Below are 12164 nucleotides of genomic sequence, written 5' to 3' on the forward strand. Positions count from 1 at the left end.
TTTGCCCTGGACGAAAGAAATGCCGCTGACTTTCATCAGCGGTAAACGTCAAACCATTCGCCCTGGACGAAAGAAATGCCGCTGACTTTCATCAGCGGCGCGGTTTGTGACACTTTTCGGGAAGCTGATCTGACCATGGTAACAATGGTTCAAGCTTTGATGTGCCGATATCTCCTTTTTCATCGGCGAGCTTTGGCAGCTCAGTCAGGAGGTGTTCCAGATAGCAGAAGACGTTGAGTTTATTGAGCTTCGCAGTCTCTACAATTGAATAGATAACCGCACTGGCCTGGGCTCCACGTATGGAATCAATGATGACCCAGTTCTTCCTTCCGATCGTAAACGGCCGGATGGCACGTTCCGAGGCCGAGTTGTCCATCGGGACATACCCGTTTGTCAGGAAGACGCGGAGATATTTCTCCTTGTCGATGCAGTAGTTCAGGCCCTCAGCCGTTTTTCCACGCGGAAGGACTGTGGTATCACTGACGCATTTCTTTACCCACATGAAAAACTCATCAACAAGCGGGGCAATTGACTTCTGCCGCTCCCTGATCCGTTCCTCTGCTGAAAGATCCCGGAGAGTATCTTCAATCTTGTACATCGCTGCGATCCGAACCAATGCCTGATAAGCGATGGCGTTCTTTGTTCTCTTTTTATTATCTTTACTGAGAGCTTTGATCGCATCCGCGAAATCCCGTCGGGCATGTACCCAGCAGTTCGCGTTCGTGATTCCATCCATCGAATCATCCAGGATGTGATACTGCTGGAGACCATCCGTTTCCAGGATTCCTTTGAACTCCTTCAGGAATTCTTTCGGATGCTGATGGTGCCGGGTGCGCTGATAATCGTAGATTACGATCGGACGCTCTTTGTTGAATTCCCCGGTCCGGTAAACCCACATGTAATTCTTGTGGCCCGGAGCGCTTTTCTTATCATCCGGATTTTTCGGATCGTTATCGTGGATGACCTGGCAGGTGGTTTCATCTGCCTGGATGACTCCTTCATCATTATGAAGGAGTTCTTCCTTCATCAGCCCCCAGACCGCCTTGAGATATTTCTGACTGACCGCAATGGTCCAGTTGGCCATGTTCTGTCGGGGGATGTTGACACCGTTCATCTCAAACTGCTGCTCGATCCGGTAGAGCGGCATTGCGTTGAGGTACTTCGCATTCAGAATCGCGGCCACCAGGGAAGGCGTTGCATCGCTGTTCTTCAGAAGATCCTTTGGACGGTCGCCGCGGAGAAATTCATCCTGATGATCACCGTCCGTTCCGACAGCGGCATCAACCGTATATTTCTCTGCCGTAAAGGTCGCAGGCTGGCAGCGGACACGGGTGAATTCTTCCTGCTTCATCCTTCTCCAGCAGCCTTTCCCGAAGTACTGGTCGAGCTGTTCATCCGTAAGGGCATGATGAATCTCTTCCTGAGGGAGATCCTTGAAGTCTTCCTGCCGTTTTCCCTTCTGCTTCGGCTTCTTTACAATGACCTTGATGAGGACTTTGTCAGCATCCGGCTCAGGAATATCGGGATCGGCGTATTCTTCTGCCTCATTGAAAAGAGACATCTGGCCTGCGATCTGATCGATCTTCTCGGCTCTGCGTCCGAAACGGTTTTGCTGGGCAAGACGGATCTGTTCGATCAGTCTGTCCAGGTTCTGATTCGTCTGATCGAGCTGATCCTGAAGGGTGCAGAACAGGCTGATGATCTGTTCCTTGCTGAAATCATTCAGTTGTTCCGGAGTGTATTTTCCCATGAAACCGTTCCTCTTCTACCTGTCATTATACGAAAAAGTGCGGTTTTAAGCCACTTTCCGGGCTTTCGGTCTTCGTCATTCTGCCTATGGTTCAGCTTCCGCAGGCTGCCCGTATGCGGTATGGAAAGATAGACTTTTCAAAGTGCAATGCCTCATCCAGAAGCAGAGCAGCACACCCTCTGCTCCGGTATGAGACCTTCTGCGAAGCACAGAAGTAAGTTTTGATCATGCAAAACAGAGCCGAAAAATTTGGGTCAATCACTTTTTCTGTGTGCTTGATGGTTACTGGTTACGTACGCCACCCTTGACTGAACCTGTCAGAAACGCTGCGGCTTAAGTGCCGACGGTGAAGAACTCAAGAACAGCCTGCCTTCTTCACCATATCGGCTGCTCAGTATAGCGTTTCTGCCAGAACCCGCCAAGGGCAGGCCCTGCTTCGCAGGGTGGCTGTTTCTATGCCTCAGGCTCAGGAGCCTAAGAACAGCCTGCTTATAACACTTTGCACCTTTACACTTGAATAAAAGAAGGATCATCCTGTAAGGTTGTACGTATCATCCTGGCAAGATGAGATACCACAATCCAAAGGAGACCCTTCATCATGCAGTATATCCGACCTGAGGCTGACGGACAACTCACATTTGCAGAATCAACAGATTTTTTGATGATTCCGTGCTGCCTGTATGGCTTCCATAATACGGAGACTACCGTTCATGAAGCGGTATCCGGCAGAAAAGTCTTCTGCTACCACGGTACGCTGGATGTCCCTCCGGAAGAAACGGTCTGTCCGGAGTGCGGCGCGAGGATGCATGTGAACCAGCATCCGGAGATCACTCTGCGGCATCTTTGCATCGGCGGGAATCTCTCCAGTGTTGTGTTTCCGCATAACCAGTTTCGGTGTCCGGAATGCGGCGGGACACATTCCCAGTTCATCTCTTTTAAAGCGGATGGGCACCGGATCACGGAAGAACTGTACCAGTACACCCGGGATCTTTTGGCTCATGGAACATATACACTCAAGCAGGTTTCCGAGATCACCGGCCTTGGGAAAAACGTTGTCAAGGCAATCGATAAAAAGCGCCTGCAGGATGCGTATACGATTGACGGCAAAAAGCTGCGTAAGCCGGAACATAAGGCAAAGTTTCTTGGTATCGATGAGTTCAAGCTGCATAACGGGCACCGCTACGCTACGCACATCATCGACATGGAGCGCGGCCACGTCCTCTGGATCGGCCACGGCAAGAAGAAGCAGGTCGTCTACGACTTCATTGACCATGTCGGGATGGAGTGGATGGAAAGCGTAGAAGCTGTCGCCTGCGACATGAATTCCGATTTCCAGGAGGCCTTCGAGGAGCGCTGCGAATGGATCCAGCCGGTATTCGACTACTTCCACATCGTCAAAAACTTCAATGATAAGGTGGTCAGCGAAGTCCGGCGCGATGAGCAGAGACGGCTCACTGAAGAAGGAAACCTCGAAGCAGCCAGGGCACTCAAGCGCACCCGCTATATCCTTACGTCCAGCCGCTCGACCCTTCAGCGGAAGGATCAGGAAGCATCTGAGGGCAAAGTGTTGTCAAAGGGCGGCGGTCTCTTCAATAAGGAAGAGGTCATCCGGAAGTCCGGATATGAGGCAAAGTATGACGCGCTCCTTGCGGAAAACGAGCTCCTGTTCACGCTGGATCTCATCAAGGAGAAACTCAGCGAGGCGTACCGGCAGACCAGTGAAGTAGTCATGGCGGAGATGATGACTGAGACCATAGATATCTGCTTCGCCACAGGGAACAGACATCTGCGGTGGTTCGGCCGCCTGATTGAAAACCACTTTGAAGGTATCATTGCCCATGCGACTTACCGGATCTCAGCCGGAAAGATCGAAGGACTGAACAACAAGATCAAAACACTCAGGCGGCAGGGCTATGGCTATCCAGATGACGAATACTTCTTCCTGAAGATCTTCGACATCAGCCGTCGGGACTATGACCGGAACCCTGCATCACACAGAAAATGTGACTGAGCCAAAAATTTCTCTGTTTTGCACAAAACTTTTCAAAGGACACGGTCCGGATGGACTTCCTTGATCTTCGGATCAATCGGATTCAGTCCCATCATCAGCATGGAGTACTGCTCCCTTGTAATCTCGGCAGCTTCTTCCGGAGTCCGCGGCCAGGAGAAGGAACCCGATTCCAACCTTTTATAGAGGAGGAGAAACCCTGTTCCCTCCCAGAGGAGGCCTTTGATCCTGTCGCAGCGCTTGCCGCAGAACAGGAACAGCACATCCTTCTGGAAAGGATTGAGATTGAACTTCGTCCCGACAAGCTGGGCAAGACCATCGATTCCCTTGCGGAGATCCGTGTAGCCAACAGCGATGAAGATCCGTTGTATCCCGGCGGCTTCAGCAAGCATGATTCACCGCATCGAGGATAATATCCTCCCATTATTGATTTTGCAGTTGTAGTTCCTGCTGATCAGAAAATCCCTCTAACGATTGCAAAGAGATCCTGTCTTCGTGTTTTTCGACAGGTACGCCATAAGTATCTATATCTCCCGGATAGAAGGGTGTTCTCGAAACCTTAGCCTCCCTCTGCTTCATCGCCTCCAGTTCTTCCAGCGTCATCTCTTCGCGCAGCTTCTGCAGTTCCACTTTGGTGCGCTTCGGTCTCTCACGGAAGATTTCTGCATCATCCAGCTCAAAGACATAAAGAGTTTCTCCCTGATAATCGATGCGGTGGCCAAGAATCTTATATCGGCACAACACATCCCAGCTCATCATCTTATAGATAATGCTGGAAAACTGCCTGCCCGTAATTTTTCTGCTCTTTCTCTTGTCATTCTTCTGGATACACCACCGGAGTGAGTCCCTGTCGTCTTTCCCGCATCTTCGGATTACCAGCCGCTTCTGGTCCTGATTGACGAGGACCTGAATGTAGACCGTATCCTCGAACCCCTCAATACAGGCATTATTGAACGTAATGCTGTCTGTCCGAATGGTCCTTCGAGCTTGCTGATATCGCTCTCCCCGGCGTTCATCAGTGCCAGGAATCCGGACATTGCGTTCTTTCCGGCGATTGATTCAGCCGTTGCCGCCTGCTCCGATTCAGATAGCTGCCCCGAAAGCCGTAAGGGCATCCGTTACGATGTCACTTGTGGTCGCCAAATCCTCGCCAGACGCGGCCGCCAGATTCATGATCCCCTCGATACCGCCGAGCATGTCTTCCGTCTTCCAACCGGCCATGGCCATATAATTCATGGCTTCTGCGGCCTCGGAAGCGGAGAACTTCGTCTTCTCGCCCATCTCACGTGCTTTGTCCCTCAGGGCTTCCAGATCGGAACCAGTCGCGCCGGAAACGGCGGAAACCTGGCTCATGCCGGAATCGAAATCAGCCGCAGTCTTCACCGCCGCGACACCCGCTGCCGTGACAACGCCCGTAATAGGAAGCATTTTTGTCCCGGCTCCGGAGATCTTGTCTCCGACATCCTGCATCTTCTTTCCTGCAGTCTGCAATTCCTGTCCCGCGACGGAGCCGAAGTTCTGATATTCTTTCGTCAGACTTTTCAGCTGCTGTTCGGTATCCGCGATTTCCCTGGTCAGCGCTTCCTGCTGACGGATTGTATCATCAGTCTGCGGTCCGTTTTTCAGCTGCTCGAGGGCTGACTTTTCTTCTTCCAGCTTCTTCTTGGTCGCGTCAATCGCGTCTGTCAGATACTTCTGCTTCTGCGCCAGAAGATCGGCATTCCCCGGATCCATTTTGAGTAACTTGTTCACATCCCGGAGACTGCTCTGTGTGTCCCTGATCTGCTTGTCAACCTGCTTCAAAGCCGTGGTGAGCTTTGTGGTATCGCCGTCAATCTCGATTGTAATGCCCTTTATACGTCCGGATGCCATGCGCTCACCTCTTCAACTTCTGATGGAGATATACTTCTCCACATGATATACTATCCGTGAAATCACAATTTGTGATTTCACGGAATTTACGAAAGGATATATTTGTTTAATGGAAGAAAAACAGCCACCTCAGGATAATAAATCTGCCGGCCTGATAGAAATAAACAGCACGACTCTCCAACCAATGATCTATACCATTCGGAATCAACAGGTTATGCTTGATTTTGACCTTGCCGGAATCTACGGTTACGAAGTCAGGACTTTGAACCAGCAGGTAAAACGTAACATTTCCAGATTCCCGGATGACTTTATGTTCCAGCTGACGCCACAAGAAGTTGAGCTCGTGAAATCACAAATTGTGACTTCAGGAAATTCATCATTCTTTTCCGGACAATTAGGAGGACGCCGTAAACCTCCATATGCTTTCACAGAGCAAGGAATATATATGCTTGCAACAGTTTTGCACGGTGATACTGCAGACAAACAGACAATCTTCATCATGCGTGCTTTTAGAGAAATGCGGCGTTTTATTGCCAGTAATGCATATATGTTTGACCGGATTTCTTCTGTTGAGCTGCGCCAGATTGAGTATGAGAAAAAAACTGATACAAAATTGGACCAGATTTTCGATTATATCTCCGATCATGAGGAATCTACTCAAAAAGTCTTTTTTGACGGCCAGATTTATGATGCGTTCAGTTTAATCTCAACATTGATACAAAAGGCATCAAACGACATCATACTTATTGATGGCTATGTCGATACTGGAACATTAGATCTTCTTTCAAAAAAGACTGATGGAGTCTCTGTTTCTCTTTATACAACGAATAGAGGTTGTCGCCTTACAGCATCCGAAATATCCACTTTCAATGGACAATATCCGACCTTGACTGTAAATTATATAAATACTTTTCATGATCGTTTTCTGATCCTTGATCAAAAAATCGGATATCATATAGGCGCATCGCTAAAAGATGCTGGCAAAAAAAGCTTTGCAATCACTTTACTTCAAGATCATCAGATGATTATCGATATTATAAACAGACTTTAATTTGCTTTTAAAAAGCATCCATCATGCGCTGATCCGCTACCTGGCAATATTCATCCGAACAAGCATCATTACCGGATTCGATGACCATGTCCATGACGAGGCCTTCTTCCATTTCATCAAGCTCCGCGATGGACAGACCCATCTGTTTTGCGCGGAGCATGTAGACGGCGGTATTTATTTCCCGGTCGGTCGGGAGACTCCTTTTTTTGGCGTCGATGTGGTCTGCCGGGAGCCAAGATACATGGAAACAAAATCCTTCATGTGAAGAAACAGCGCTGCACCGTCAAACTGATCCGCCCATTCCAGGAAAGCATCAACATTCAGCTTGTTCATGTCCTTCTTTTCCGCCTGGGCATTCATGATGAAAGCCAGCTTGTCACCGACGGTCATATCCGCCTGATCATCTGCGGTGTCTTCCATGTTGTTCAATGCAATCATCAGATCCTGATGAAAACACTGCTTATATCTGTATGCTGTTGTTCCTGTCGCCAGGAAGGGAAACGTTTTCTTCCCCTCCTGCGTTTCCAGTTCGATTTCCTTATACATCAGCCTTCATCCTCCTAAGGAGAAGCTTGTATCTGGCCTTATCCCCGAGATGCTGCATGCCCTTGGACTGGCGTGACCGGTTGTCTTTTAGCTTGTGACCCTCATCGGCGATAATGAGGTCTGCATCGAACCTTAAGAGTTCTTCTTCCAGCCTCCATGCGGATTCATAATTGACAACCAGAACCTGCAGCCCCTCGGACGGGATCCGATCAATCTGCTGACGCTTGGATCAGATTAAATGCAAGAAAGTACTTCACATACATGGAATTAATAAGTTCAGCTGGGACAAGGCAGACTTTGCTGATCTGAAACATTTCTCTTATAAAATCTGGAAGAATTTCCGATGGGGATGTCTGTACAAGTTTAATGGTAATGCCATCAAGCAGTACCAAGCTTCTCTTGTTCCTCACTGATCACAGCATCAAGCTCGTCGGTCAGTGGTCCATCACACACAAGAACGAAGTCATCTGTAGGAACCGTCTGACACCGCATACTCTCCATCGCCTGACGCAAATTATTCGGTTGTTCTTTGAAATAAACGGACATTAAGACCGAATAGTTCTCCCTGCTCACAGCTGATTCTCTTCCCTCATTAATAACACCAATATTTCTGAGGCTTCTGGCACATGTGTGAGAGCCCTCTAGCCTCTCTTTGATGTTATGGCTGTTTGTGCAGCCTGGTTACCGAAGCAATCTCGAAGGGGGATCACCTCCCGTTCTTCCCCTTGATGTGCTTTTCATAACGAGCCCCGTTTGGCGCGGGCGGCGGGTCCCATGGGGCAGTGGGTCGACGCGCCGGGGCGACCGGTGACATAACCTTCCGGGTTCGCATCAATAATTGAAAAAAATCACCCGGGCTCCCATAATGTATAGCTGACAAAGAAACACAGAACGGGAGGCTCCGAGTGATTTCAGTTACTACATTATGCAAAGAACTGTTGAATGTCAATGGTCTTGTCGTTGACGATGCCGATTTTTTTACCAACAAGTATGGTGAACTATGTGTCTTGATCAAAGTACATCTGCGCAAGGGTTTACAGTGGAGATGCCCTGTATGCGGCAAGCGTTATACCCGGATCTATGACGCTCCTTATGAGAATAAGCGCTGGCGGGCGTTGGATTTCGGTGGAATTCTTGTTTACATCGAAGCATACCTTCCGCGTATTTGCTGCAAGGAGCATGGTGTCAAGACCGCCGATGTCCCATGGGCTTTCCCGAATTCGAACTTTACTAAAGACTTCGATTACACCGTCACCTGGATGGGCAAGTATCTCAGCCGCAGTGCCATCTCCAAATATATGAGTGTGTTTTGTCAATAAGAAATCCCCAAAATCGGAAGGAAAATTCCCCAGTTTCGTATTGGGAATTCCTCAGTTTCGGAAAGTGGCATGATTTCTCCTCATCTGGGTTCCGCCGAGGCCTGCCCATCGTCGGGCAGAGAATGGAACTGTTTTCCGCGGCTGAGGATTTTCTGTGCCTCTTTTTCAGGGACTGCCCGGCCGCTTCACGTCAAGCGGTCTGTCCCCTTGACAACGCCCGCTCCAGGCTGGCGTGCCGTCTGCTTCATCAGCGCATGCTCCATACGGTAGCTGTTTCCTTCGAAGAGGAGCAGATGCCCGTGATGGACAAGACGGTCAATCATCGCCGCGGCCATCTGGTCATCAGTAAATATGCTGCCCCATTTAGAGAATTCCAGATTGGTAGTAAGAATGAGGCTTTTGCTCTCATAACTGTCTGATATTACGCGGAACAGGAGCTGGGATCCGTCACGGTCTACCGGGACATATCCCCACTCATCCAGAATTAGCAGATCAAGGGAGTTCAGATCACTGCGGAGCCTCTCGAGCGTTCCATTCTTCCTGGCCTCTGCCAGTTTCAGGACAAGTTCCGTCACTGTATAAAAGCGCACCTTGTATCCTTTCCGGCAGGCATTCACGCCGGCGGCGATCGCCATATGGGTCTTGCCAACACCTACGGGCCCATAAAGGACAAGGTTATGCTTATGCTCTATGAAACGGACAGCTTCCAGATCTTCTTTGGATAGCGCCGGCGGAAGTTTTACACAGCGGTATTCATATCCGTCGAACGTTTTATAAACCGGGAACCGGGCGCGTTTGACCAGACGTTCGCGCTTGTTCTCGTCCCTGCGGACAACTTCTTTTCGGAGGGCAGCCGCAAGATATTCGATCTGCTTCGGCGTGCCGTCTTCCTTGATGAACTCCGGGATCGCGGAAGTAAGAAACAGGGACTTGCAACAGGCTTGTATGCTTTCTTCCATCTCAGTTCTGGCGATTGCCGTGATCATGATGCCGCCTCCTTGTCTGTGGCCTGGTTGGGCAGAAAGGCCTGGTCATAAACAACAAGTGACGGGCCGGGTTCCGGCGGAGTATCAATGCCGTATCCGGTGATACGCGCCGCGAGAATGGCGGTATCCGACTTGTTGACACTGTTGCCTTTGATGGCGAGCTCCAGCGCGTTTACAGCTGCCTCATAGCCGTACTGTTTTGACAGGCTGCTTAGCATCCGGATACAGGATTTGCGCCCTGCACGGGGCTGGCTGTCAACGTACTCCCGGATCAGTTCCGGTGCGTCCTTCCGAAATCCGCTGTTCGGCCAGGCACCGATATTCTTTGAGAGCATCTCAAGCGATGTACTGTAATCCGTAAGATCGGTACGTTTTTCCCCATATTGACGCCTGTGGCGGACCAGAAGACCGCCGTTTGGTTCCAGGATGTCTATGTAATGGGCGCGGATGCCGACCATGACCTTCTGGTTGTGGTTTTCGGGCTTGGTGGAGTAAAAATGTCTGCCATCAAGGCAGATCTTTCCATATCCGTCGGCCTTGCAGGTCTCATACCGGCATACATTGAACGGTTTTGCCGGAAGCGGGAGGAAATGCTTCTTATCTTCTTCAAAGAGCTCTGATATCGTAGTGCCCTTCTTATAGTGGGCTTCTGCCGCTTTCTTTGCATGCTGGCCAAGAAGGCCGCGGTTGAACTCTTCGATGTCGTGGTATGTGGGAACAGGAACAAACAGGTTCCGCCGGCTTGTACCTACTTTATTCTCGACGTTGCCCTTCTCGTATCCGGCATGCGGATTGCAGAACCGGATACGGAACCCGTAATGGGCACGGAACCGGGCAAACAGCTCGGTCTCATGGATCTTATCCATGACCCTGCGGCCAACGCCGGTTGCGTTGTCGAACACAAGAAGCGAAGGGACACCCCCAATGTAGTTGAAGATATCCTGAAGCCCCTGGCAGACGCATTCGGCAGTTTCGCCCCGAAATACCTGGTTATATCCGTCGTTGCTGAATGGGAAGGATACGGTAAGGTATTTCCGGCGGACGCATTCGGTATCCTCATTGAAATCCGCCTCTCCGAAGTCAACCTGTGCGCAGCCGGGCTCCCAGACGAGTTCTTGTGTTCCTTTGGTTTGGATATCGGTCCGGATTCTGTGCACGAATTTCTGGACAGAATCATAGCTTCCGGTAAAACCGTATTCCTCCTGCAGGCGTTCGTGGATGCGCTTGGCAGTATGCCGCTGCTTGGACCAGTGTTTCTGGTCCTCCTCAAGCCATTCCGTGATGATATCAATGTACGGCGTGACGATGGATGTTCTGGATTTCGCCACAGGCGGCTCCGGTGAGAAGTCGTCTTGTTCAAGGTATTTACGGATCGTCTTGCGATCCTTTCCTGTGAGGGATGATATTTTGGAAATCCCATATCCCTTTCGGCTCAAATCTCTGATATCATTGATTTGGGACATAGTCAGCATCTTCCTTTCCTCCTTTGCCTTTGGTCGTGCTTAGACAAAGGATAAATGATTGGTTTGTTTGCTACAACATGTCCCTTTCCGATTTCGGGGATTTCCCCTTCTGAAACTGGGGAATTTTGTTTCCGATTCCGGGTACTTTTATTTTACGCTACACATATGAGGATTGACTGGCGCACTGTCGGCAGATGTATCGCACGAGTCCACGAAGATCTCGAACCTGATGTCAACGTCCGTCTTGACGGAGCTGTGAAGATCGGGATCGATGAAACCAGCTACCGTAAAGGGCACAGCTACATCACAGTTGTTGTAAACCACGAGACCAATACCGTTATCTGGGCTGCAAAGGATCACGGCAAGTCGGTTCTGCAGAAGTTCTGCGAACAGCTGACTCCAGAGCAGCGCGCATCCATCAGGGTAGTGACCGGCGACGGCGCACGTTGGATCACAGACTGCGTAAAGGAGTATTTCCCAAATGCAGAACGCTGTGTTGATCCGTTCCACGTCGTGGAGTGGGCAACCGAAGCGCTTGACAAGGTACGTGTCGTCGCCTGGCGAAGAGCACAGGAGGCCGCAAAGGCCGTTGCTGTATCCAGAGGCAAAGGCCGTCCCAGGAAGGACGATACAGAAGCCCAGATCGCAGCGGCTGCCAAGAAGAAAGCTGACCAGATCAAAAAGTCCATGTACTCCCTGGGCAAGGCACCGGAACACCTGACATCGAATCAGGCAGTCCGCCTCGAAATGATCGCCAAGTCTGATAATCAGCTGTATCGAGCATACCTTCTAAAAGAAAAGCTGCGGTTGATCTTCCAGATCGATGACGTCGATGAGGCGGAGCAGGAACTCATTGCCTGGGTTAAATGGGCCCGGCATTGCCGCATACCTGAGTTCGTAGAACTGCAGAGAAAGATCATGCGGCAAAAGGATCATATCCTGAACACGATACGGCTTGATGTCAGCAACGCACGTATCGAAGCAACCAACAACAAGATAAAACTGCTCATCCGACAGGCCTACGGATTTCGTGATGTCGACAATATGATTCACATGGTCATGCTGTATTGTTCGGACCTGAAAATCCCGTTGCCGAATCGAGGTACTCGGAGAGGCGTTTTATCTCATGCGGCGTAGGGAAAAGTGGGGGTTACGCTTCCACACCTATG

At 50.1% G+C, this 12164-nt stretch carries 13 protein-coding genes; 4 read left to right on the forward strand and 9 right to left on the reverse strand.

Translation table 11 applies throughout. From position 1 onward, the window contains the following. Positions 1–91 precede the first annotated feature (91 nt). Positions 92–1750 (reverse strand): IS66 family transposase, encoded by a 1659-nt coding sequence (tnpC, locus tag G4C92_RS01740; protein WP_274940914.1) that lies wholly within the window; start codon positions 1748–1750, stop codon positions 92–94. Positions 1751–2411: 661 nt separating this feature from the next. On the opposite strand from tnpC, the gene G4C92_RS01745 reads away from it, so the two are divergent. Further along, complete coding sequence (locus tag G4C92_RS01745) at positions 2412–3761, forward strand: ISL3 family transposase (RefSeq protein ID WP_274940130.1); 1350 nt, start codon at positions 2412–2414, stop codon at positions 3759–3761. Between the two features lie 32 nt (positions 3762–3793). Here G4C92_RS01745 and tnpB read toward each other — a convergent pair whose 3' ends face one another. The 3 genes from tnpB to G4C92_RS01760 form a co-directional block, all read right to left on the reverse strand. Beyond that, the gene (gene tnpB / locus G4C92_RS01750) at positions 3794–4150 is read right to left on the reverse strand and encodes an IS66 family insertion sequence element accessory protein TnpB (protein WP_274940915.1); all 357 of its coding nucleotides are present in this window, start codon (positions 4148–4150) and stop codon (positions 3794–3796) included. A 31-nt stretch (positions 4151–4181) separates the two neighbouring features. After that, positions 4182–4517, reverse strand: a complete 336-nt coding sequence (locus G4C92_RS01755; RefSeq protein WP_274940916.1) for a hypothetical protein — start codon at positions 4515–4517, stop codon at positions 4182–4184. Between the two features lie 324 nt (positions 4518–4841). Further along, positions 4842–5630, reverse strand: a complete 789-nt coding sequence (locus tag G4C92_RS01760) for a phage tail tape measure protein (protein ID WP_330654751.1) — start codon at positions 5628–5630, stop codon at positions 4842–4844. Positions 5631–5739: 109 nt separating this feature from the next. On the opposite strand from G4C92_RS01760, the gene G4C92_RS01765 reads away from it, so the two are divergent. Then, positions 5740–6681: an ORF6N domain-containing protein gene (locus G4C92_RS01765; RefSeq protein WP_274940917.1), complete on the forward strand. Its 942-nt coding sequence runs from the start codon at positions 5740–5742 to the stop codon at positions 6679–6681. Between the two features lie 7 nt (positions 6682–6688). Here the strand turns inward: G4C92_RS01765 and G4C92_RS01770 are convergent, their stop codons facing one another. The 3 genes from G4C92_RS01770 to G4C92_RS01780 form a co-directional block, all read right to left on the reverse strand. After that, positions 6689–6823 carry a hypothetical protein gene (locus tag G4C92_RS01770; RefSeq protein WP_274940918.1) on the reverse strand — a complete coding sequence of 45 codons (135 nt, stop codon included), beginning with the start codon at positions 6821–6823 and terminating at the stop codon, positions 6689–6691. Between the two features lie 32 nt (positions 6824–6855). Then, positions 6856–7227 carry a hypothetical protein gene (locus G4C92_RS01775; protein ID WP_274940919.1) on the reverse strand — a complete coding sequence of 124 codons (372 nt, stop codon included), beginning with the start codon at positions 7225–7227 and terminating at the stop codon, positions 6856–6858. Positions 7228–7605: 378 nt separating this feature from the next. Next, complete coding sequence (locus tag G4C92_RS01780) at positions 7606–7800, reverse strand: glycosyltransferase family protein (RefSeq protein WP_330654752.1); 195 nt, start codon at positions 7798–7800, stop codon at positions 7606–7608. A gap of 332 nt (positions 7801–8132) precedes the next feature. On the opposite strand from G4C92_RS01780, the gene G4C92_RS01785 reads away from it, so the two are divergent. Then, on the forward strand, positions 8133–8546 hold the full coding sequence (locus tag G4C92_RS01785; RefSeq protein ID WP_274940920.1) for a transposase family protein: 414 nt from the start codon (positions 8133–8135) through the stop codon (positions 8544–8546). A 185-nt stretch (positions 8547–8731) separates the two neighbouring features. On the opposite strand, the gene istB is transcribed toward G4C92_RS01785, so the two are convergent. After that, complete coding sequence (gene istB / locus G4C92_RS01790) at positions 8732–9532, reverse strand: IS21-like element helper ATPase IstB (protein WP_274939922.1); 801 nt, start codon at positions 9530–9532, stop codon at positions 8732–8734. Further along, positions 9529–11004: an IS21 family transposase gene (gene istA, locus G4C92_RS01795; RefSeq protein WP_330654753.1), complete on the reverse strand. Its 1476-nt coding sequence runs from the start codon at positions 11002–11004 to the stop codon at positions 9529–9531. Before istA ends, istB begins: the two co-directional genes overlap by 4 nt. 156 nt (positions 11005–11160) lie before the next feature. Between istA and G4C92_RS01800 the strand changes: the two genes are divergently transcribed. Then, positions 11161–12132, forward strand: coding sequence for an ISL3 family transposase (locus tag G4C92_RS01800; RefSeq protein WP_274940921.1), 972 nt, complete (start codon positions 11161–11163; stop codon positions 12130–12132). Positions 12133–12164 lie beyond the last annotated feature (32 nt).

The organism is Chordicoccus furentiruminis (assembly GCF_019355395.1).
GTDB lineage: Bacteria > Bacillota > Clostridia > Lachnospirales > Lachnospiraceae > Chordicoccus > Chordicoccus furentiruminis.